General features: G+C 67.2%; 25 protein-coding genes. 4 read left to right on the top strand and 21 right to left on the bottom strand.

Annotated features, from left to right (window positions below; translation table 11 throughout):
• Positions 1 to 34 precede the first annotated feature (34 nt).
• From AB0I14_RS12505 to AB0I14_RS12515, 3 genes are read left to right on the top strand one after another with little or no spacing between them, the layout of a single operon-like run.
• Complete coding sequence (locus AB0I14_RS12505) at positions 35 to 772, top strand: Asp/Glu racemase (RefSeq protein ID WP_358020987.1); 738 nt, start codon at positions 35 to 37, stop codon at positions 770 to 772.
• 25 nt (positions 773 to 797) lie between these two features.
• On the top strand, positions 798 to 1517 hold the full coding sequence (locus AB0I14_RS12510; protein ID WP_358020990.1) for a maleate cis-trans isomerase: 720 nt from the start codon (positions 798 to 800) through the stop codon (positions 1515 to 1517).
• A complete protein-coding gene (locus tag AB0I14_RS12515) occupies positions 1514 to 2170 on the top strand; it encodes a GntR family transcriptional regulator (protein WP_358020993.1) in 657 nt (218 codons plus the stop codon). Before AB0I14_RS12510 ends, AB0I14_RS12515 begins: the two co-directional genes overlap by 4 nt.
• Here the strand turns inward: AB0I14_RS12515 and AB0I14_RS12520 are convergent.
• Positions 2156 to 3583, bottom strand: a complete 1428-nt coding sequence (locus AB0I14_RS12520; RefSeq protein WP_358020996.1) for an MFS transporter — start codon at positions 3581 to 3583, stop codon at positions 2156 to 2158. The two genes, AB0I14_RS12515 and AB0I14_RS12520, sit on opposite strands and share 15 nt — an antisense overlap.
• A gap of 207 nt (positions 3584 to 3790) precedes the next feature.
• Complete coding sequence (sppA, locus tag AB0I14_RS12525) at positions 3791 to 5575, bottom strand: signal peptide peptidase SppA (protein ID WP_358020999.1); 1785 nt, start codon at positions 5573 to 5575, stop codon at positions 3791 to 3793.
• Between the two features lie 84 nt (positions 5576 to 5659).
• On the opposite strand from sppA, the gene AB0I14_RS12530 reads away from it, so the two are divergent.
• Positions 5660 to 6586, top strand: a complete 927-nt coding sequence (locus AB0I14_RS12530) for an LLM class flavin-dependent oxidoreductase (protein ID WP_358021002.1) — start codon at positions 5660 to 5662, stop codon at positions 6584 to 6586.
• A 60-nt stretch (positions 6587 to 6646) separates the two neighbouring features.
• Here AB0I14_RS12530 and rplO read toward each other — a convergent pair whose 3' ends face one another.
• The 19 genes from rplO to AB0I14_RS12625 all read right to left on the bottom strand — a co-directional run bounded on the left by rplO (position 6647) and on the right by AB0I14_RS12625 (position 20232).
• Positions 6647 to 7090, bottom strand: a complete 444-nt coding sequence (gene rplO, locus AB0I14_RS12535; protein ID WP_358021005.1) for a 50S ribosomal protein L15 — start codon at positions 7088 to 7090, stop codon at positions 6647 to 6649.
• Positions 7087 to 7269, bottom strand: coding sequence for a 50S ribosomal protein L30 (rpmD, locus tag AB0I14_RS12540; RefSeq protein ID WP_044516182.1), 183 nt, complete (start codon positions 7267 to 7269; stop codon positions 7087 to 7089). Before rpmD ends, rplO begins: the two co-directional genes overlap by 4 nt.
• A 2-nt stretch (positions 7270 to 7271) precedes the next feature.
• Positions 7272 to 7928, bottom strand: a complete 657-nt coding sequence (rpsE, locus tag AB0I14_RS12545) for a 30S ribosomal protein S5 (protein WP_163664167.1) — start codon at positions 7926 to 7928, stop codon at positions 7272 to 7274.
• Positions 7929 to 7953: 25 nt separating this feature from the next.
• On the bottom strand, positions 7954 to 8322 hold the full coding sequence (gene rplR, locus AB0I14_RS12550; protein ID WP_358021304.1) for a 50S ribosomal protein L18: 369 nt from the start codon (positions 8320 to 8322) through the stop codon (positions 7954 to 7956).
• 41 nt (positions 8323 to 8363) lie between these two features.
• On the bottom strand, positions 8364 to 8903 hold the full coding sequence (gene rplF / locus AB0I14_RS12555) for a 50S ribosomal protein L6 (protein ID WP_358021009.1): 540 nt from the start codon (positions 8901 to 8903) through the stop codon (positions 8364 to 8366).
• Positions 8904 to 8917: 14 nt separating this feature from the next.
• Positions 8918 to 9316, bottom strand: coding sequence for a 30S ribosomal protein S8 (rpsH, locus tag AB0I14_RS12560; protein WP_358021012.1), 399 nt, complete (start codon positions 9314 to 9316; stop codon positions 8918 to 8920).
• Between the two features lie 103 nt (positions 9317 to 9419).
• Positions 9420 to 9605, bottom strand: a complete 186-nt coding sequence (locus tag AB0I14_RS12565; protein ID WP_163664174.1) for a type Z 30S ribosomal protein S14 — start codon at positions 9603 to 9605, stop codon at positions 9420 to 9422.
• Between the two features lie 4 nt (positions 9606 to 9609).
• Complete coding sequence (gene rplE / locus AB0I14_RS12570; RefSeq protein WP_358021016.1) at positions 9610 to 10173, bottom strand: 50S ribosomal protein L5; 564 nt, start codon at positions 10171 to 10173, stop codon at positions 9610 to 9612.
• On the bottom strand, positions 10173 to 10490 hold the full coding sequence (gene rplX / locus AB0I14_RS12575) for a 50S ribosomal protein L24 (protein ID WP_003883431.1): 318 nt from the start codon (positions 10488 to 10490) through the stop codon (positions 10173 to 10175). The genes rplE and rplX overlap by 1 nt, the downstream gene beginning before the upstream one ends.
• Positions 10491 to 10859, bottom strand: a complete 369-nt coding sequence (rplN, locus tag AB0I14_RS12580) for a 50S ribosomal protein L14 (RefSeq protein WP_003883432.1) — start codon at positions 10857 to 10859, stop codon at positions 10491 to 10493.
• Positions 10860 to 11049: 190 nt separating this feature from the next.
• Complete coding sequence (locus tag AB0I14_RS12585; RefSeq protein WP_358021022.1) at positions 11050 to 12426, bottom strand: amidase family protein; 1377 nt, start codon at positions 12424 to 12426, stop codon at positions 11050 to 11052.
• Positions 12423 to 13943, bottom strand: coding sequence for a permease (locus AB0I14_RS12590; RefSeq protein WP_358021025.1), 1521 nt, complete (start codon positions 13941 to 13943; stop codon positions 12423 to 12425). The genes AB0I14_RS12585 and AB0I14_RS12590 overlap by 4 nt, the downstream gene beginning before the upstream one ends.
• 103 nt (positions 13944 to 14046) lie before the next feature.
• Positions 14047 to 14484 carry a RidA family protein gene (locus AB0I14_RS12595; RefSeq protein WP_358021028.1) on the bottom strand — a complete coding sequence of 146 codons (438 nt, stop codon included), beginning with the start codon at positions 14482 to 14484 and terminating at the stop codon, positions 14047 to 14049.
• Positions 14474 to 16084 carry a gamma-glutamyltransferase gene (locus tag AB0I14_RS12600; RefSeq protein ID WP_358021031.1) on the bottom strand — a complete coding sequence of 537 codons (1611 nt, stop codon included), beginning with the start codon at positions 16082 to 16084 and terminating at the stop codon, positions 14474 to 14476. The genes AB0I14_RS12595 and AB0I14_RS12600 overlap by 11 nt, the downstream gene beginning before the upstream one ends.
• Complete coding sequence (locus tag AB0I14_RS12605; protein ID WP_358021034.1) at positions 16084 to 16434, bottom strand: non-heme iron oxygenase ferredoxin subunit; 351 nt, start codon at positions 16432 to 16434, stop codon at positions 16084 to 16086. Before AB0I14_RS12605 ends, AB0I14_RS12600 begins: the two co-directional genes overlap by 1 nt.
• 12 nt (positions 16435 to 16446) lie before the next feature.
• Positions 16447 to 17895, bottom strand: coding sequence for an aldehyde dehydrogenase family protein (locus AB0I14_RS12610; RefSeq protein WP_358021307.1), 1449 nt, complete (start codon positions 17893 to 17895; stop codon positions 16447 to 16449).
• The gene (locus tag AB0I14_RS12615; RefSeq protein ID WP_358021037.1) at positions 17895 to 19121 is read right to left on the bottom strand and encodes an FAD-dependent oxidoreductase; all 1227 of its coding nucleotides are present in this window, start codon (positions 19119 to 19121) and stop codon (positions 17895 to 17897) included. Before AB0I14_RS12615 ends, AB0I14_RS12610 begins: the two co-directional genes overlap by 1 nt.
• Positions 19118 to 19477, bottom strand: a complete 360-nt coding sequence (locus tag AB0I14_RS12620; protein ID WP_358021040.1) for a Rieske (2Fe-2S) protein — start codon at positions 19475 to 19477, stop codon at positions 19118 to 19120. Before AB0I14_RS12620 ends, AB0I14_RS12615 begins: the two co-directional genes overlap by 4 nt.
• 35 nt (positions 19478 to 19512) lie before the next feature.
• The gene (locus AB0I14_RS12625) at positions 19513 to 20232 is read right to left on the bottom strand and encodes an iron-containing redox enzyme family protein (protein WP_358021043.1); all 720 of its coding nucleotides are present in this window, start codon (positions 20230 to 20232) and stop codon (positions 19513 to 19515) included.
• Positions 20233 to 20330 lie beyond the last annotated feature (98 nt).

The raw sequence follows: 20330 nt of genomic DNA on the forward strand, positions 1-20330 counted from the left end.
TGCCGGTTGGCCCGCTCGGCCTCACACTATGGACATGACGCTCGAGGAAGTCGTTCCTCCCCCACCGTTGCAGCAGGTGGGGATAGGTGTCGTGACGCCGTACGACTTCGCGCTCGACCGCGAACTGTGGCGCTGGGTGCCCAATGACGTCAGCCTCTACGTCACCCGATTGCGGTACGCCCCGCTGCCGGTGACCGTCGATATGGCGGTGCATGTCTCCGAACCCGAGCAGGTCGAGGCGGGCGCCGCGAACGTGCTCGCAGTGTCGCCACTGGTCACGGCGTATGCGTGTACCGCGGGAAGCTTCGTCAAGGGAATGGCCGGTGAGGCCGCTCTGGTAGCGGCGATGCGTGCGGCCGGAGCCCCGGCTGCGGTGACCACCAGCGGCTCCATGCTCGCCGCACTCCGACACCTCGGGGTGCGGACGGTCGCCACCGTCACTCCCTACACCACCGACCTCACGAGCGGGCTGACCAGCTACCTCATGGAGGCCGGGATCGAGGTGGCCGCGACGGCGGGCCTGGGTATGACATCGCGGATCTGGGCGGTGCCCTACGAAACGACGGCCGAGTTGGTGTGTGCCACAGACTGCTCCGACGCGCAGGCCATCGTCATCAGTTGTACGAATCTGCCGACCTACGATCTGATCGCCCGCCTGGAGCGCGAACTCGACAAGCCCGTCGTCACCGCCAACCAGGTCACGATGTGGGCGGCCCTGGCCGTCGCGGGCCGCAAGGCCGTCGGCGCCGGTCAGCGGCTGCTGGAAACCTGAACGCGTGCCGGTGAACGGAGATTGCATGGCCACGGTGGGCATCCTCTACCCCGGCCACAGCGCCGAAGACGACTTCGGTGCGCTGGAGGCACGCCTGCGGGCGACGGTCAGACTGCCGGTCGCGATCACCTCGGTCGGCGAGGATGCGCACCGCGTCGATGCCCTCCTGGATCTCGGCCGGACCGAACGCCTTGCCGACGGTGTCGCACGCCTGGGCGCGGCACGTCCGGATTCGATGATGTGGGCGTGCACCTCCGGCAGTTTCGTCTTCGGCCGCGACGGTGCCCGACAGCAGGCCGACGACGTGGCCACCGCGTCCGGTGTCCCAGCGTCGTCCACGTCGATCGCCTTCGTAGATGCCTTGCAGCACTTGCATATACACCGGGTTGCGGTGGCCGCGTCCTATCCCGAGGACGTGGCGGCGCACTTCGTCGCATTCCTGGCGGGCGGCGGAGTGGACGTGGTGTCGATGGGCAGCCACGGCATCGTCACCGCGGCCGAGGTAGGCCGGTTGCAGCAGGCGCAGGTGCTCGCGATGGTCCGGGCAGCCGACCATCCCGACGCCGAGGCCGTGCTGGTGCCCGACACTGCCATGCACACAATGGCTTTCATCGACCAGCTGGAATCCGCCGTCGGCAAGCCGGTGCTCACCGCGAACCAGGTCACGGTCTGGAAGGGGTTGCAGCTGATCGGCTCGGTGCCGCCGCTACCCGGGCTGGGCCGCCTGTTCGGAGCGAGGCCGTGACCGACTTCATCGCCCCTGTCGAACAGGAGTCGACGCCCAGCATCGTCGCCGAAAAACTCCGGCAGGCAATCGCATACGGCGAACTCGTAGCCGGCACGCAGCTCGGCGAGGCCGAGTTGGCACGTAGATTCGGAGTCAGCCGCGGTCCCCTGCGGGAAGGCATGCAGCGCCTCACCCAGGAAGGTCTGCTCATCGCGATCCGCAACCGCGGCGTGTTCGTCAACACCATGGACTCCGGCGAGATCCGCGACATGTACCTGGCCCGCGAGGCGATCGAGCGGACCGCGAGCCGCCAGATCCTGCGGGGCGACTATGCGAGCGCCGGGGACGCGTTACTCGCCGTGGTCGACGAGATGGCAGCGGCCAAGGACCTGGACGAAGTCAGCGAAGCCGACATGCGTTTCCACGAGGTGCTCGTCGAACTCGCAGGCAGCCCACGGCTCTCACGTCTACACCAGACCTTCCTGGTCGAGACCAGGATGTGCGTGCATGCGCTGGCCGACACCTACGACAGCTCCACCGACCGGGTCAATGAGCATCAGGCGTTGGCCGGCGCCATCCGATCCGGCGACGTCGCACTCACCGACAAGCTGATGCTGGCTCACATGGAGGATGCCGTCGACCGGTTGATCGCTCGGCTACCGGCCGGCTGACGCTGACGACGTGCCAGCCTCGGCCTCGACCTCGGCCTCGTAGTCCAACTGCGCCGGCGCTTCCGGCGTTCCGGGTATCTCGGTGCCGTTGATCGGGCACCGGGCGGTCTCGGGCACCTTGATCAGCGCGATCATCCCGATCACGCAGGCAATCATCATGTAATAGGCAGGCACCAGCTGGTCCCCGGTCTTTGACACCACCCAGTCATTGACCGCCGGAGCCGTACCGCCGAACAGCGATGTCGACACGTTGTAGGCGATGGCGAAGCCGGCGTAACGCACCTGGGTGGGGAACATCGCCGGGAAAGTCGCGGAGATCGTCGACAGCTGGGGCACATAGAGCAGGCCCAGCACCGCGAACGCGATGATTGCACCGACCATGTTCGTCGACATCAGCAGGAACATCGGGATACCGGCGACGAAGAGGCCGGTCAGCGAGAACCACCACATCGGTTTGCGGCCCACCCGGTCGGAGATGTGGCCGGCGAACGGCAGGAACACCATCATCGACAGCATGCCGATGATGGGTACCACCAAGGCGTGGCTGCTCGACAAGCCGATCGTCTGTTCCAGGTACGTCGGCATGTAGGTGAGCAGCGTGTAGTTGACGACGTTGAGGGCGACGACCAAACCGCCCAATCGCAGTATGGGGCCCCAGTACTCGACCACCAGATCCTTGAGCTCAGACGCGGGCCCACCTTCCCGCTCCCCCTTCGTTTCGAGTTCGCGGAAGATCGGGGTGTCCTCCAGCTTCGAACGTAGGTAGACACCGACCAGGCCGAGCGGGGCGGCCACGAGGAATGGCAGCCGCCAACCCCATTGCCCCATCTGCTCATCGGAGAGCAGTGCCGAGAAGCCGAGCATCAACAGCGCACCCATCGAAAAGCCCGCGAGGGTACCGAATTCCAGGAAACTGCCGAGGAATCCGCGCCGACGCGATGGCGCATACTCGGCCATGAATGTCGCGGCTCCGCCGTACTCTCCTCCGGTGGAGAAGCCCTGGATCATGCGCAGCCCGACCATGAGCACCGGGGCCCATATCCCGATCGCGGCATAGGACGGAATCAGACCGGCGCAGAAGGTCGCGCCCGCCATCAGCACGATGGTGATCGCGAGCACGTGTTTGCGGCCGAGCCGGTCGCCGAGTGGCCCCCAGACGAATCCGCCGAGCGGGCGGACCAGGAACGACACTGCGAACGTCGCGAGGGCCAGCAGGGTCGCCTGTTGGGCGTCTCCAGGGAAGATGGCGGCGGATATGTAGCCCACGCCGTAGGCATAGATGCCGTAGTCGAACCATTCGGTGGCGTTACCGATCGCCGATGCGGCGATCGCCCGCTTCAATACGCCGGGGTCCGGCGGATTCTCGACGGGTTCGCGATAGTCAATCTCCGGTTTGTCTCCAAAGCCCCTCATCGGGCTTTTATGCGCGGGCACGAGTCCTCCATGTGTCTGACGACACCGTTCCCCGCCGCGCAATCTGTTACGGCTGCTCTGACTGGGTTGAACACCGCAGGGCCAGGCCGTCGTTTCGTCGACAATTCATTAGTTGCCAAGATCTGACGTTACAGCCCCGCTCCCGACAAAGCGCCGCCCGCTATCGCGTCGTAACTATCGACAGCGTCAAAACCGGTATCCGCCCAGCCACACCGCGCTGATCCCGGTCAGGGATCGCTCAGCCCCTTCGAGCGCGCCGATGACCGACTGACCCAGGAGCGCGCCCATGGCCTGCGGCAACGACGCGGCCGCCGGTTGCGAGGAAGGCTTGGGCCGCAACATGTCCAGCCAGGACGAACCGGGATAGTTCAGCACCCGCACTTTGGTGTCGGGATCCAACCCGGCCAGGACCTTCGCGCGGGTGATCGCGGTACGCAACCCTCCGAGTTCGTCGACGAGTCCACGCTCTTTGGCGTCGGCACCGGTCCAGATCCGTCCGCGCGCCACCTCGTCGACCTGCTCGACCGACAGCTTGCGCCCGTCGGCCACCCGCGAGATGAAATCGGTGTAGAGCAGGTCGGTCTCGGCTTCGATCTGGGTGTGCTGATCGTCGGTGAACGGCGCGTTCGATGACCAGGCATCGGCATTGGGGTTGGTACGCAAGGAATCTGATCCGACCCCGAGCTTGTCCTTGAGTTCGCGCGAGACCAGCTTGCCGGTGATCACACCGATGGATCCGGTGATGGTCCCGGCGTTGGCCACGATCTCGTCGGCCGACATCGATACGTAGTAGCCGCCCGACGCGGCGACCGCACCCATCGAGGCGACGACGGGCTTGCCGCGCTCACGGGCCCGGATCACCTCTCGCCAAATGGTTTCCGACCCGCTGACCGAGCCGCCCGGGCTGTCCACACGCAGCACGATCGCCGACACCTCGTCGTCGGCGGCGGCCTCGCGCAGGGCCGCGGCGATGGTGTCGCCGCCGGCACTCGAATTGCCCAGTGGCAGTACCTGAGGCCCGCCGCGGCCGCTGACGATCGGGCCGTGCAGGGTCACCACCGCAATCGCCGGCTTGGACTTACGGCCGGGTATCTGTGGTGCAGGGACCTTCGGGGACGTCCGCGCATAACGCGAAAGGTAAAGTCGCGGTAGGGCATCCGGATGGTTGTCGGCATCCGCACCAGCCTCGGTCGGACCGCCGGACAGTTCACCGATCCGCGAATAGGCCTCGTCACGGAACCCGATCCGGTCGACCAGACCGGCGGTGATCGCGTCATCGCGCAGCACCGGCGCCTTGTCGGCCAGCGCGTCGAGCGCGTCCGTTGTCAGTTGCCGCGATGCGGCGATGGCCTCCCACACCTGCGATTGCAGGCTCTCGATCATCCGGCCGTCGGCTTCGCGTTGCGCGTCGGTGTAGCGGTCCTCGGTGAAAACGTTTGCCGCGGACTTGTATTCGCCGCGCGCGACGAACTGTGCCTCGATGCCCACCTTGTCGAGTGCATCGCGCAGGAACATCGCGTTGGTGGCGAAACCGACCAGACCGACCGTGCCCGACGGCTGCATCCACACCTCGCGGAAGGCCGACGCCAGGTAGTACGACAGTGTGCCGGGGTAGGTCTCCGCCCAGGCCAGCGTGGGCTTGACGTCGCTGAATGCCGCGATGGCGTCACGCAGTTCTTGTACCGGGCCGGGCGCGGCCGCGGGCAGTTGCACGCGCGCGATCAGCCCGGCAACCCGATCGTCCTCGGCAGCACGGTGGATCGCTGCGACAGCCTGGCGCAACACCAGCGGCCGGCCGCCGCCCGCGATCACGGCCAGCGGGTCGAATCCGGTGGTCTCCGGCGGTAGCGCTGTCAGGTCCAACTCCAGCACACACCCGCTGGGCACTCCATTGTGCCGGGCGGTGTCAAAGCGCCGGGCCAACGTCTTGAGATCGTCCTGGCCGGGAATCCCTGGGAGAAAGGCGAACATGAACCGAGCCTACCGATCCGCGCATTCCGCGCGCGTCGACGAGAAGTCGCCGCCCGTCGGACCCACCGTCGTACCGTGAGACGGGTGACGTTCTCCATCTCGCTCCCGCAGCTAGACCATGACGGCTTCGACGACTCGGGCTTCAAGGCGTATCTGGCTCGCGCCGAGGAACTGGGATTCGAGGGCGGCTGGACGATCGAACAGACCGTGGGCCCGGCACCGACGATCGCCCCGCTGGAGCTGCTGTCGTACGCCGCGGCGGTCACCACGAGGCTGCGGCTGGGGGTGGCGGTCCTGGTCACCTCGCTGCACGACCCACTGCAGCTGGCTTCGGCGATCACCGCGGTGGACCGGCTCAGCCACGGCCGCCTCGACGTCGGGGTGGCACCCGGCGGGGGTTTCCGGCAGTTCCCGGCCTTCGGGGTGGACTCCTCGACGTTCATCTCCAGCTTCACCGAGGGTCTGGAGTTGATGAAAGCCGCCTGGTCCGACGAACCGCGGATCACCTTCCATGGCCGCTTCCGCGATGTCGATGACCTCGCGATCAGCCCCAAACCCGTTCAGCGTCCGCACCCGCCGATCTGGTTCGGGGCCAATGCGCCTGCGGCACTGGCGCGGGCGGTGTGTCATGGCGACGCGTTTCTCGGGGCCGGCTCCTCGACCACCGCGGCCTTCGCCGAGGCGGTGCGCACAGTTCGCCGGGAGCTCGACGAGCAGGGTAAGGACCCGGACATCTTCCGGATCGGCAAGCGGGTCTATCTGATCGTGGACGACGACAGCGCCCGTGCGCGGCAGCGGGTGGACGCGGGGTTGGCGCGGATCTACGGGGACCGCCCCGGGCTGGGAGACGTGGCCGTGGCCGGCACCGCGGACGAGGTGGTGCGGGGCCTGCGCGAAGTGCTCGATGCGGGCGCGCAGACCATCCTGCTCAACCCCACCGGCGCGACCGTCGCCGAGGACCGCGATCAGCTGGAGCGACTGGCCGCCGACGTGATCCCGCAGCTGACCTGACCGCCAACGCAAAAAGCCCCCGCCGAAGCGGGGGCTTTTGTGTCTGCTTGCGCAGAAAAATTACAGTTCGGTGGCCGAACCGCCGGCAGCGGTGATCGCCTCACGGGCGCTACCGCTGAACTTGTTGGCGGTGACGTCGACCTTGACGGCCAGCTTGCCGTCGCCGAGCACCTTCACCAGCTTGTTCTTGCGAACCAAGCCCTTGGCCACCAGCTCGTCGACACCGATGGTGCCGCCCTTCGGGAATACCTTGGTGATGTCGCCGACGTTGACGACCTCGTACTCGGTCCGGAAGCGGTTCTTGAAGCCCTTGAGCTTCGGCAGCCGCATGTGGATCGGCATCTGGCCACCCTCGAACGTCGCGGGGACGTTCTTGCGAGCCTTGGTGCCCTTGGTACCACGACCGGCGGTCTTACCCTTGGAGCCCTCACCACGACCAACGCGGGTCTTGGCCTTCTTCTCCCCGGGGGCGGGCTTCAGGTCGTGCAGTTTGATAACGCTCATTTGACTTCCTCCACCTCGATGAGGTGATGAACGGCCTTGATCAGACCGCGGGTCTGCGCGTTGTCCTCACGAACCACGGACTGACGAATCTTCTTCAGTCCCAGGGTCCGCAGGCTTTCACGCTGCTTCCAGCGTGCGCCGATGGTTCCGCGCACCTGGGTGATCTTCAGCTCTGCCATTGTTATGCCGATCCCTCACGCGCTGCTGCGGCAGCCAGCGCTTCGCTCTCGCGCCGGGCCTTCAGCATGCCGGCCGGCGCAACATCCTCGAGGGGCAGACCGCGACGGGCCGCAACCTCTTCGGGACGCTGGATCATCTTCAGCGCGGCAACGGTGGCGTGCACCACGTTGATCGCGTTGTCGCTGCCCAGCGACTTGGCCAGGATGTCGTGCACCCCGGCGCATTCCAGCACCGCGCGGCACGCACCACCGGCGATCACACCGGTACCGGGGCTCGCCGGACGCAGCATGACCACACCGGCGGCCGCCTCACCCTGGACCGGGTGGACGATGGTGCCACCGATCAGCGGGACGCGGAAGAAGTTCTTGCGAGCCTCCTCGACGCCCTTGGCGATAGCGGCCGGAACTTCCTTGGCCTTGCCGTAGCCGACGCCGACCATGCCCTTGCCGTCACCGACGATGACCAGCGCGGTGAAGCTGAAGCGCCGACCACCCTTGACCACCTTGGAGACGCGGTTGATCGTTACCACGCGCTCGATGTAGTTGCTCTTCTCGCCGCTGTCGCGGCCACCACGGCCACCGCGGTCGTCGCGGCGGCCACGGCCACCGCGGTTGTCGGAAGCGCCTGGGCCGCCGGCACCAGTTGCCTGCTCGGCCATCATGCAGTCCTCTCGTTGACAGTCATCAGAATTTCAGCCCGCCCTCGCGCGCGGCATCCGCCAGCGCGGCGATCCGGCCGCCATAGGTGTAGCCACCACGGTCGAACACCACGGTGTCGACGCCGGCAGCCTTGGCGCGCTCGGCGATCAGCTGACCGACCCGAACGCTGTGCGCCTTCTTGTCACCCTCGACGGCGCGGACGTCGGCCTCGATCGACGAGGCAGCCGCCAGAGTGACGCCTTCCAGGTCATCGATGAGCTGGACGTGGATGTGCCGAGCCGAGCGGTTGACCACCAGACGCGGGGTCTGCGCGGTGCCGGAGACCTTCTTGCGCAACCGGGCGTGCCGACGCAGCCGGGAGTTACGGCGGGTCTCAGAGATGTTCTGCCCCACCGGCTTGCGCACGGCGGCAGCTTCAGTCTTTGCAGCCATGATTACTTACCTGTCTTTCCGACCTTGCGGCGGATCTGCTCACCCTCGTAACGCACGCCCTTGCCCTTGTACGGGTCGGGGCGGCGCAGGCGGCGGATGACCGCGGAGATCTGACCGACCTTCTGCTTGTCGATGCCTGAGATGGAGAACTTCGTGGGCGTCTCGACGGCGAACGTGATGCCCTCGGGCGCCTCGATCACCACGGGGTGGCTGTAACCGAGTGCGAACTCCAGGTTGGAACCCTTGAGCTGGACGCGGTAGCCGACGCCGAAGATCTCCATCTTGCGGATGTAGCCCTCGGTGACGCCGGTGACCAGGTTGGCCACCAGGGTGCGGGAGAGCCCATGCAGGGAGCGGCTGCGCCGCTCGTCATCGGGACGGCTGACCACGATGGCGCCGTCTTCGTTGCGCTCGACGGTGATCGGCTCGGCGACGTCCAGGGTCAGGGTGCCCTTGGGGCCCTTGACCGAGACGTTGCGGCCGTCGATCGTCACATCGACCCCGGCGGGAACCAGGACCGGCTGCTTACCAATACGCGACATGTTCTACTTCCCCCTCACCACACGTAGGCGAGGACTTCGCCGCCCACGCCGGATCGTGCTGCCTGACGGTCGGTCAGCAGGCCCGAGGACGTGGAGATGATCGCCACACCCAGGCCGCCGAGCACGCGCGGCAGATTGGTGGATTTCGCGTAGACCCGCAGGCCGGGCTTGGACACCCGTCGCAGGCCGGCGATGCTGCGCTCACGGCTGGGGCCGTACTTGAGCGAAACAACCAGCGACTTGCCGACCCGAGCATCCTCGGTGCGGTAGTCGTTGATGTAGCCCTCTTTCTTGAGGATCTCGGCGATGTTCGCCTTGATCTTCGAGTGGGGCAGAGTCACTTCGTCGTGATACGCCGAATTGGCGTTGCGCAGACGTGTCAAGAAGTCTGCGATCGGGTCAGTCATCGTCATGACAACCGGCTCACCTTTCTCGCGGCGGTTCCCTGTTCAGGGCCTGCCGCAACCTGTTGGATTGGTCTGTGGTCTGCTGCGCGCGGTGCGCGGGTCGCGGCTGTTACCAGCTGGACTTCTGCACACCGGGCAGTTCACCCGCGTGCGCCATCTCGCGCAGGCAGATGCGGCACAGCCCGAACTTGCGGTAGACCGAGTGCGGGCGACCGCACTTGTTGCACCGCGTGTACGCGCGAACCGCGAACTTGGGCTTCTTGTTGGCCTTGTAGACCAGCGCCTTCTTTGCCATGTGCTCAGTTCTCCTTGAAGGGGAAGCCCAGCGCCTTCAGCAGCGCACGGCCTTCGTCGTCGTTGGTAGCCGAGGTGACCACGGTGATGTCCATACCGCGGGGACGGTCGATGGAATCCACGTCGATCTCGTGGAACATCGACTGCTCGTTGAGCCCGAAGGTGTAGTTGCCGGTGCCGTCGAACTGCTTGCCGTTGAGGCCGCGGAAGTCGCGGATACGGGGCAGGGCGATGGAGATCAGCCGGTCGAGGAACTCCCACATCCGGTCGCCGCGCAGGGTGACGCGCGCGCCGATGGGCATGCCCTCGCGCAGCTTGAACTGTGCGATGGACTTGCGGGCCTTGCGGATCTCCGGCTTCTGGCCGGTGATGAGGGCCAGGTCGGCGACCGCGCCGTTGATCAGCTTGGCGTCACGGGCGGCGTCGCCGACACCCATGTTGACGACAACCTTCACCACGCCCGGAATCTGCATGACGTTGTCGAACTCGAACTGCTTGTTCAGCGTCTCGCGGATCTCTTCGCGGTAGCGCTGCTTGAGGCGGGGCTGAACCTTTTCTGGTGCGGTCATCAGATGTCCTTGCCATTGGTCTTGGCGATGCGGACCTTCTTGCCGGTCTCTTCATCGACGCGGTAACCCACACGAGTCGGCTTGCCGTCGGAATCGACCACCATCACGTTGGACACGTGGATGGCGGCTTCCTGGGTGACGATGCCACCCGACGATGCGCCACGCTCGTTCTGCGACTGGGCAGTGTGCTTCTTGATCCGGTTGACGCCCTCGACGAGGACCTTGTCGCGGGTCGGGTAGGCCTCGATGACCTTGCCCTTCGCGCCCTTGTCCTTGCCCGAGACGACCAGAACGGTGTCGCCCTTGTGGACCTTCATTTACAAAACCTCCGGCGCCAGCGAGACGATCTTCATGAAGCGCTTCTCGCGCAGTTCCCGGCCGACGGGCCCGAAGATGCGGGTACCGCGCGGGTCGTTGTCGGCCTTGATGATGACGGCGGCGTTCTCGTCGAACTTGATGTAGCTGCCGTCGGCGCGGCGGCGCTCCTTGACGGTGCGCACCACGACGGCCTTGACGACATCGCCGCGCTTGACGTTGCCGCCCGGGATGGCGTCCTTGACGGTCGCGACGATGACATCACCGATGCCTGCGTAGCGTCGCGATGAGCCACCGAGCACACGGATGCACAAGATCTCCTTGGCGCCCGTGTTGTCGGCGACCTTCAACCGCGATTCCTGCTGAATCACTCGATCTCCTGACCTGGATTTGTATGCACGCCAGATACCGACCTGGACGTGCGCGGTCTTTGTCACCGAAGGGCACGCAGGGCTGACTCAGAACAGCAGTCAGCCGAGGTCTGCCCAAGGCAACCCCTACATACTAGGTGAGCACCGCGAATGCACCAAATCGCCGTCGATCTGCGACGCGACTTCGAGGTCAGATGCCCTCGACCAGCGCCGCGGCTGCCAGGACCAGGGCATCGGCGTGACGTCGCCCGACGATCTGCAGCCCGATCGGTGCACCGCCCACGGTACCGGCAGGCACGGATATCGCCGGCTGCCCCGTCAAGTTGAACGGGAAGGTGACGGCCAGCGCACCCCAGTGGTCCACCGACCGCCCGGCGATCTCGGTGGGCATCGGCCCGGCGGCGGGGAACGCCGGGACCTGAGTGGCCGGCGTGAGCAGCAGGTCGAAGTCCTCGAAGGCCTCGGCCGTGGCAGCAACCAGGCGGGCTCGTACCTCGTGGGCATCGGCCAGGGCGTCGGCATCCACCCGCGCGGCGGCATCGAGGTATCCGCGCAGGGTGGAGTGGACTGCGCGGCCCGGCGGGGCGTCACGCACCTGGGAATACACGTCGGACGACGACAGTGTCCGGTAGGCGGTACCGCAGGCTGGGTCCAGGTGCAGCCCGGCGGTCACCTGCATGACCCCGGCCGCGGCGATGAATCGCTGGGCCGCCTCGCTGGCGACCTCGGCCACCGTCGGGTCGCACGGTGCGTTGCCGAGGTCCGGGGCGAAGGCGACGCGCAGCCCACGAAGATCGGCGTTCAGGCCGTCTTCGAAGCGTCCGGGTGCCGGCAGCGAAGCCCGGTCATAGGGGTCAAGGCCGCAGACGCAGTCGAGGAAACGGGCGGTGTCGCGCACTGTGCGGGTCAGTGCGCCGTAGTGGTCGTTGTCGGCGGCGCCGCGGTGCCGGGGGCCGCGTGGTACCAGGCCATAGGTGGTCTTGAATCCCACCAGCGCGCAGTAGGAGGCCGGGATGCGCAGCGAGCCCGCCCCGTCGGTGCCGGTGGCGATCGGCACCATGCCCGCGGCCACGGCGGCGGCCGATCCTCCGCTGGAACCACCCGGGGTGAGCCGCGGGTTCCACGGGTTTCGGGTCACGCCGTGCAGTTCCGATGCGGTGTAGGAGGCGCGGCCGAATTCCGGGGATGCGGTCAAGCCGATCGGCACGGCCCCGGCCACCACGGCCCGGGCCACCAGTGTGCAGGTGTGGTCGGCGACCCGGTCGGCGTACAACGCGCTGCCCATGGCAAATGGCCAGCCGGTCACCGGGTGAAGTTCCTTGACGCCCAAGGGAACCCCGGCCAGTGGACCGGGGTCGACGCCGCGGGACACCAGCCGGTCCAGCTCCTCGGCCCGGGCCAGCGCGCCCTCGGCGTCGACGTGGACGAATGCGCCGATCGCGCCGTTGTGGGATTCGATCCGGCCCAGCGCAGCGCCGACCGTGTCGACGGCCGAGGTCTCCCCCGATCTGACCGCGGCAGCGATGTCGACGGCGGTGCGGCCCTGAACTGTCAGCGGGGCGCTCACAGCATGACCGCCGCCGCGATGGCGGTGGCCACCACCAAACCGGTCACCACCGGGATGAACAACCGCCGGGCCAGGTCGACCACCGAGACACCGGTCAGTCCGGCGACCACGATCAGCGAGGACCAGATCACCAGCGTGCCGCCGCCGGTCCAGCTCGCGCCGTTCTGCGCGATAGCCGCCAGCGTGGCCACATCGGTGGGGCCGTCGCCCAGCGCTCCGGCCATCGAACCGGTGAACGGCAAGCCCGGCCAGCCGTTTCCGTCCAGCCCGATCAGCATCCCGATCAGCAACATCGCGAAGGCCGCGAACACCGGAACCTGTGGGATGTGCGGCTGCACCAGTTCTACGGCGTCGAACAGGAAGGCCGGCGGATCGGCGCCTTCGGGCAGGCCCAGAATGCCCCCGGAGTAATCGGCCAGCCCGATGTAGACGAACCCGGCGACCGGAATCACCATCCCCATCGTGCGGAACGAGAAGGTGATGCCCTCGGTGAATTGCGCGCCGACCTCACCCAGCCAGTCTTTTCGCTTGGCGATCAACGCGATTGCCACCAGAGCGAGTGCCGCGGTACCGCCCACAAGGGGCGCACCCATTCCTTCGTCGATATCGGGGATCACCGAGGTGAACCGGCCGAGCAGCATGAAAACCAGCAGCGCGGCGAACAACACCGGGACGGCCACGGCGACGATCAGTGCCTTCGGCGACGGCCGGCCCGCTGCGACGATGGCCCCGGCCGTGGCCGCTGTCGGGGCGGCGGTCAGGGTCGCGCCGGCGCCGCCGTGAACGACCCCGCCGGTCCCGGCCGGTGCGATTTCAGTGTCCGCGCCGTTCGGGGCAGGCGTGGGGCGGCGGCCGGACCGGCCGATTTCGGCGGCCGCGGCCGGGTCGGAAATCTTGGTCCGTACGTCACGAAAGTAAGCCAAGGCCAACGCCACGACCCCGGCGACCAGGGCGATGGCGGTGGCCCGGTCAGCGATCATCCGGGCCGAGACATGCGCGCCCTCGGCGGACAGCGCCGGAGCCACCCCCATGATGTAGTCCGAGCTCAACGCCATGCCCTGTCCGGCGATGGCGATCGCCAGTGCTGCACCCAACGGTGACAGTCCGGCCCGGAGTGCGGCGGGCAGCAGGATCGCGGCGATGAGCGGCAGCACCGGAGTCGGCCAGAACGCCAGCGATAGTAGAAAGGTCACCACCGCGAGCAGAACATAGGAGACCTGGCCGTTACGGAAGAACCCGCTCAACGGGCGGATCATCAAGGTGTCCGCACCGATCGCGCGCATCGCCCCGAGCATCGCGGTGACCAGCGCGATGATGATGAAAACCGGTAGCAATTCCCGCGTTCCGGCGATGGCGGCGTTGAAGATCGACCCCAGACCCATGGTGAAGCTGCCCTGGTAGACCAGACCAGTGAGGAAGGTGGCGATGAGGGCGGGGGCGATCACGTTCTTCTTGGCCACCACGGTCGCTATCAGTACAGCGAGGCCGATCAAGTAGACCCAATGCGCCGCAGACAAGGGCGTCACCATCCAATCCGGGAGTTCTGCTCGGGCTGTCTTTCCGTAACACTCTGGTGTTCAGTCGGTTCGCAAACTTCCTTCGACTGACGCCGCCTCGACATCAGGAAACCGCTGCGGTCAAATCGATTTCGACCGGCGCCCCCGACGGCAGGGACTGCACGCCGATTGCGGCCCGTACCGGTAGCGCCTCGTCCCCTAGTTCGGCCCGGATCCGCATCGACGCTCCGTCGGCGACCGCTGACAGCTCGTGAAATGTTGGTGCGCAAGCAATGTAGACCGTCATCCGCAGACAGCGGATCCGGTCCGATGCGATGCCGGCCGGCAGCACCGAGCGCACCGCCGCCAGCGCGTTGCCCGCAGCGATCCCGGCTGCGGTGTGCGCCTGCTGGGCAGACATCGTCGCGCCGACCACACCGCGAACGCTCAGCTCACCGTCCACCCGGGGGGTCATGCCTGCGGTGAAGACGACGCCGTCGTGCAGCACCGCGGGCCGGTAGTCCCCCTGTGGGGCGGGCGTGCCCGCACGTTCAGTCGACACCGATCGCCACACCTTCCTGCCGCGGGTCGGCGGCACCGCGCAGTACCCCGCGTTCGTCACGGCAGATCACCTGGGCGCTACCGCCGGCACTGTAGGCCGACTGCACGACAACCCGATGCCCGTTCGCGCGCAACCGTTCCCGGGTCGTCTTCCCGATCCGGTCCTCGACACGCAGCTCGACGGGTTGATCGATCACCTCGGCGTCCGATCCGGGGAATACGGTGAACCGGGGCGCGGCCACCGCCGCAGCCGGCTCCAGCCCGTGGTCGAGCAGATGCGACAGCAGCTGCATGTTCCACTGCACCTGCCCGTCGCCGCCGGGAATGCCGCCCAGGGCCAGCAGCTCGTCGCGGGCTCCGGTGGCGATCCAGGCATTGAGGGTATTCAGCGGTTTGCGTCGCGGCGCGACCTCGTTGGGGTGACCCGGGATCAGGTAGGCCCCGCGACCCAGCCGGTTGTTGAGCACCACCCCGGTGCCGGGCACGGTGAGGGTCGCACCGAACGTGAACCCCAGTGAGTGGATGAAGGACACCGCGCGCCCGTCTGTGTCGACGGCGACGGTGCACGTGGTGTCACCGCCACGCACCGAGAACGTCAGCCGGTCCTCGGCCGCGCTCGACAGGTCCCGGCGCTGTTGGGCAATTCGCCTGGGGTCCAGCACATCACGCCATCCGGTGTTTTCGCTGCCGCACAACGCCAGGCGGTCGACGAAGGCCAGCCGGGCGGCGCGGGCCATCAGGTCGATCGCGACGGCATCCAACCACGGTTCGGCACCCAGGACGCCGTCGCACAGTGCGGCCTGGTGCAGCACCATCCATCCGGGGGTGGGCAGCGGGGTCTGGTGGATGGTGGCGCCGGCGTAGCGGCCGGTGATCGCGGCCTCGGGTTCGGCCAGCACGCCGGCCGCCCATTCGTCGCCGCTGAACGGTGCACCGGCCGCGGCCAGCATCGCGACGGCACGCTCGGCGAATTCGCCGGAATAGAAGTCGGCCGGGTCATGGGCCAGTCGGCGGATGGTGCGGGCCAGATCGGGTTGGGCTATCCGGTCGCCCACCCGCGGTGCATCCCCGTCGGGTGCATAGACGGCTGCCAGGCCGGGGTCGTTGCGGATCGCGGTGAGCGCCTCACCTACGTCGGCCGCGGTCTTGGCCGAGCAGGCCAAGCCGGTTTCGGCGATCCGGGCCGCGGGCTCCCACAGTTCGGGCAACCCCCTGCTGGCGCCGTGGGTATGCAGGGCGGCCAACGCCGCGGGCGCCCCGGGAACGGTGACACCCAGCGCACCGTACAGCGGGATGGTGGACAGGCCCTGGTCGCGGTAGAACGGTGTCGTTCCGCCGTCGGGGCCGAATCCTGACCCGCCGATGGTCCACACCCGGCCGTCGGGTTCACGTATGACCGCGAATGCGTCACCGCCGATTCCGCATTGGCCGGGCAGCACGAGCCAGGTGAGCGCGGCCATGGCCAGGGTGGCGTCGACGGCATTGCCGCCCCGGGCCAGCACCTGGGCACCGGCGAAGCTGGCGGCGGGATGGCTGGAACTGACCATGCCGCCCAGCGACAGCGCCGACGGGCGTTGGGCGGGATGTGTCTCAGGGCCCATCACGCACCCTTGCGCCGGCGCGGGCCGACCGGGATCTCCCCCGGTTCCACGCCGACGTAGATCTCCCCGTCGTGTTCCTGGACCGGGTAGGTCTTGATCGCGACAGTGGCGGGCGGGCAGATCGGTTCACCGGTCTCCAGGTCGAATGCGCTTCCGTGGCAGGAGCATCCGATGCCGTCGTCGACGAGCTTGCCGGAGGACAACATGCAGTCCAGGTGTGTGCAGTAGTTGGAGGTGGCGTAGGCCTTGCCGTTGAGACGAGCCACCGCGAACTCGTGCTCGCCGGCGAAGAAACGCCGCACAATGCCCTCTGGCACCTGCCCGGATCGGGCGACGCGGGTGAATTCCATTGCAGCTCCTGTTCAAACGGACGGGGTGAGGTAGACGGTCTTCTCCAGCGTGTAGAACTCCATGAGCGTCGCTCCGGCCTGTTCCTTGTAGGTCTGTGTGCTCGAGGCCTTGTAACCGCCGAACGGCGCGTTCATCGCCATACCGGTGGTCGGCTGGTTGACCTTGACCAGACCGGTCTTGGAGCGGTGCGCGAACCGGGTGGCGGTGGCCAGGTCACCGGTGACGATCGCCGCGCTGAGCCCGAACTCGGTGGCATTGGCCAGGTCCACCGCCTCGTCCAGCGAGCCAGCCCGCTGGAAGGCGATCAAGGGTCCGAACACCTCCTCGGTGACGATCCGCATGGTGGGCAGCGCATCGGCGAAAACCGTGGGGCGGACGAAGAATCCGTGATCACCGACGGTGGTGCCGCCGCAGCGCAGGCTGGCTCCCTCGGCGACTCCGGTCTGCACGTAATGAAGGAACTTGTCGAGTTGGGCCGCGCTGGCCAGTGGGCCCATGTTCACCCCGGGATGGTCCCCTGGACCGACCTCCAGCCTCTCGGTCTTGGCGACCACCCGCTCCAGCAGCTCATCGTGAACGGCATCCACCGCGATGACGCGGCTGGTGCCGGTGCAGGCCTGCCCGCTGAGCCCGAAAGCACCCTTGACGATCAGTGCCGCGGCACCGTCGATATCCGCGTCCTCGGCCACCACGACCGGGTTCTTTCCGCCCATCTCCAGCTGTACGCGACGCTGGGGACCGACCACGCGGTGAATCGACCGGCCGACCTGAGTGGACCCGGTGAATGTGATTGCCGGAACCCGGGATTCGGCGGCGACGGCGGCCCCGGCAGCTCCGTCGCCCTGCACCAGTGCGATGGCACCCGACGGAAGGCCGCCGTCCAGTAGCGCCTCGACGAGGCGCTGCCCCATCAACGGGGTGATCTCCGAGGGCTTGAACAGCACTGGGTTACCGGCGGCCAGCGCGGGGCCGATCTTGCGTGACGGGATGTTGAACGGGAAATTCCACGGGGTGATCGCGCCGACGATGCCGACCGGTTCACGCAGGGTGTAGACCAGGCCGTCGCCGGCAACGGGATAGGTGGTGCCGGTGGCCCGGGTGGCCTCCCCGGCATAGAAGCGCAGGTTGGCCGGTGTCCGGCTGACCTCCATGGTGGCTTCGGCAGCGGTCTTGCCCTCCTCCCGGATCAGCTCGGCGATCAGCTCCGGTGCCCGCGACTCCAACTGCGCGGCAGCCGATTCCAGGATCGCCGCCCGGCGTTCGGGCGCAGTGGCCGCCCATTCCGGGGCGAACTTCTCCAGTGCGTCGACCGCGGCACTCACATCGGCGGCCGCCGATGCGGGGAAGACACCGATCACATCGTCGCGGTCGGCCGGATTGCAGCGCTGGAAGGTGCTGCCGGACACCGCGGGCACCCATTGGCCGTCAACGAAATTGGATCCGATGATTGCCTGGTTCATCACGACATCGCCTCCTCGGTTTCCACCAGTTCCCATAGATCAGTGCCCTCGTCTTCGAGCACCGCGCGTTCGATACGACGTCCGAGCAGTTCCCGGCCCACCATCACGTCCTCTCCCCGATCCGCGGTGAACACGCCACGAAGCCGGTCGCCGTCGAGATAGAAGGCGGTGAAGTCGTTCGCGTCGGGATTGCCACGGAACACCAGATCGGTGGTGGCCTCGCCGAGCAGTTGGAGGTTGTGGTCGTACTGATCCGACCAGAACCACGGAGCGTCGTCATTGACCGCATCACGGCCAAGCATTGTGTTGGCCGCAGCGGCACCCTGCTTGTTGGCGTTGTCGAAGTGCTCGTATCGCACATGACGTCCGGCACGCGCCGAGAAGCGCCGCGCGACGTCGCCTGCGGCGTAGATGTGCGGAATCGAGGTCCGGCCCTGCGCATCGACCACGATGCCGTCCTCGACGTGCAGGCCAGAGGCCGCGGCCACCGCGGTGTTGGGCATGATGCCGATGCCGATCAGCACCGCATCGGCCTCCAGCCGCCCGGCATCTCCGCAGTCCAGGACGACGCCGTCGGCAGTGGTCCGCACGTTGTCGACCGCGACGCCGGTGCGCACGGCGACTCCGTGGTCGCGGTGGATCCGCACCAGTTCGGCACCCAGCCGGGACCCGACGATGTTGGCCAGCGGCACCGGCGCCGCCTCCAGAACGGTCACCTCGGAATCCAGACCGCGTGCGGTGGCAGCGATTTCCAGCCCGATGAAGCCGGCGCCGATGATCGCCAACCGGGAGCCGGGGGTGAGTGAGCATTGCAGCGCGATCGCGTCGTCGACGGTGCGCAGGTAGTGCACCAGGTCCGGGCGCGGGCCGGGCACCGGCATCCGGCGGGGCCGGCCGCCGGTGGCGAACAGCACCGCGTCGGCGTCGATCGGCGCACCCGCGGCCAGTTCCACCCGCCGGCCGGCCGGATCGACCCGGGTCACCTCGGCGCCGGTACGGATCTCCACATCGTTGTCGGCCAGCCACTTCTCGGGCAGGATCTGCAGCGAATCCAATGTGTCGGTGCCGGAAAGGAATTCCTTGGACAGCGGGGGTCGCTGATACGGCGTGTGCGGCTCTTCGCCCACCAGGACGATCCGTCCGTCGAAGCCGCGCCGGCGCAGGGTGCGCGCGGCCACCGCGGCCGCCTGCCCCGCCCCGACGGTCACGAAAGTCCGGCCGGTCATGCCTGTGCTTCCCTTCCCGCGGCCACGGCCCCCAGCGGGGCGGTGGGTTTGACGTAGATGGTTTCTCCCTCGACCCGGACCGGATAGGTGGGCTGGCAGAGGTCCTGACTCTCCTCGTACCCGGTCTCCAGGTCGAACTGCCATTGATGGCCCGGGCAGATCACCTTGCCGTGCAGCAGGGTGCCCTTGGCCAGGGATCGGTCTTGATGAATACAGCTGTCGGCGAACGCATATACCCGTCCCGCCGCCTCGAACAGTGCGATGGCCAGGCCGTCGAAGCCGTCGACCTCGATCCGGAGCTTGCGGCGGCGGGTGAGGTCCTTGGTGCTCGCCACCGCGATCCACTGCGTGGTCATGGCGTTACCTTTCTGCCGAGGCGGCGGATCGGGGATCAGGCGGAAACCGGTTCGAGATCGGGCGCGACGTAGTAGTCGTACAGGCCCTTGGTGTAGGAGAAGCGCATCTCGGCGCCCCACCGCACCAGCTGCAGGCAGCGCTGCTGCAACTGCGGGGTGTCGGCGTGGTCGAGCACGATCTGGTAGCCGCGCTCACCGTGCACCACGTCCGAGGTGATGTGCAGATCGAAGAATTCGATCTCGTCCTCGCTGAACCCATACACCTCGCGCAGCGGCACGATCTGCTTGGTGTAGATGCTGGGCACCTGAGATTCCAGGCCGACCACCAGGGCTGCGGTGGCCACCACGAAGTGCTCGCGCTGCGACACCGCGTAGCACCAGGCCTGCAGCCCGCGGGTGATGGCGTTCATGTTCGCCGGATCCTCGATGCGTTCCTTCGTGGTCCCGCACGCCTCACCGAACTTGATCAGCAGATCGGTGTGCCGGATATCGGCCAGCTCCTCCTCGTACATGTTCTGCAGCGTGAAATCCTTTGCGCCGGTGAACTGATCGGGGGTGTTGGAGTAGATGTTGGCCAGGTAGTCGGCGAACGGACCGACATAGTGGTAGTGGTTCTCGGCCCACCGGGCGAAGTGCTCCTTGCTGAGCTTGCCGTCGGCCCAGGCCTTGGAGAACGAGGCGTTCTTGGCTTCCCGGCCTTTGATCGCATTCTCGAGTTCGGCGCGGAACTCGTCACGTCCGAGGAGTTGGGTCATGATTGTCCTTTCTTGAATTAGCTTGGGTGCCAAGGAGATTAGCTAGGGCAATCGGCGCAGGCCATGGTCACAATCACCGGTGATCGCCACCCGGACGG

It is taken from the genome of Mycobacterium sp. NPDC050441, from assembly GCF_040655355.1.
Lineage (GTDB): Bacteria > Actinomycetota > Actinomycetes > Mycobacteriales > Mycobacteriaceae > Mycobacterium.

Coding starts and splice junctions, on each gene's coding strand:
- AB0I14_RS12505 (WP_358020987.1), top strand. CDS start 35: ATGACGCTCGAGGAAGTCGTTCCTCCCCCACCGTTGCAGCAGGTGGGG.
- AB0I14_RS12510 (WP_358020990.1), top strand. CDS start 798: ATGGCCACGGTGGGCATCCTCTACCCCGGCCACAGCGCCGAAGACGAC.
- AB0I14_RS12520 (WP_358020996.1), bottom strand. CDS start 3,583: ATGAGGGGCTTTGGAGACAAACCGGAGATTGACTATCGCGAACCCGTC.
- sppA (WP_358020999.1), bottom strand. CDS start 5,575: ATGTTCGCCTTTCTCCCAGGGATTCCCGGCCAGGACGATCTCAAGACG.
- rplO (WP_358021005.1), bottom strand. CDS start 7,090: ATGAGCGTTATCAAACTGCACGACCTGAAGCCCGCCCCCGGGGAGAAG.
- rpmD (WP_044516182.1), bottom strand. CDS start 7,269: ATGGCAGAGCTGAAGATCACCCAGGTGCGCGGAACCATCGGCGCACGC.
- rpsE (WP_163664167.1), bottom strand. CDS start 7,928: ATGGCCGAGCAGGCAACTGGTGCCGGCGGCCCAGGCGCTTCCGACAAC.
- rplF (WP_358021009.1), bottom strand. CDS start 8,903: ATGTCGCGTATTGGTAAGCAGCCGGTCCTGGTTCCCGCCGGGGTCGAT.
- rpsH (WP_358021012.1), bottom strand. CDS start 9,316: ATGACGATGACTGACCCGATCGCAGACTTCTTGACACGTCTGCGCAAC.
- AB0I14_RS12565 (WP_163664174.1), bottom strand. CDS start 9,605: ATGGCAAAGAAGGCGCTGGTCTACAAGGCCAACAAGAAGCCCAAGTTC.
- rplE (WP_358021016.1), bottom strand. CDS start 10,173: ATGACCGCACCAGAAAAGGTTCAGCCCCGCCTCAAGCAGCGCTACCGC.
- rplX (WP_003883431.1), bottom strand. CDS start 10,490: ATGAAGGTCCACAAGGGCGACACCGTTCTGGTCGTCTCGGGCAAGGAC.
- AB0I14_RS12600 (WP_358021031.1), bottom strand. CDS start 16,084: ATGGGCCCTGAGACACATCCCGCCCAACGCCCGTCGGCGCTGTCGCTG.
- AB0I14_RS12605 (WP_358021034.1), bottom strand. CDS start 16,434: ATGGAATTCACCCGCGTCGCCCGATCCGGGCAGGTGCCAGAGGGCATT.
- AB0I14_RS12610 (WP_358021307.1), bottom strand. CDS start 17,895: ATGAACCAGGCAATCATCGGATCCAATTTCGTTGACGGCCAATGGGTG.
- AB0I14_RS12615 (WP_358021037.1), bottom strand. CDS start 19,121: ATGACCGGCCGGACTTTCGTGACCGTCGGGGCGGGGCAGGCGGCCGCG.
- AB0I14_RS12620 (WP_358021040.1), bottom strand. CDS start 19,477: ATGACCACGCAGTGGATCGCGGTGGCGAGCACCAAGGACCTCACCCGC.
- AB0I14_RS12625 (WP_358021043.1), bottom strand. CDS start 20,232: ATGACCCAACTCCTCGGACGTGACGAGTTCCGCGCCGAACTCGAGAAT.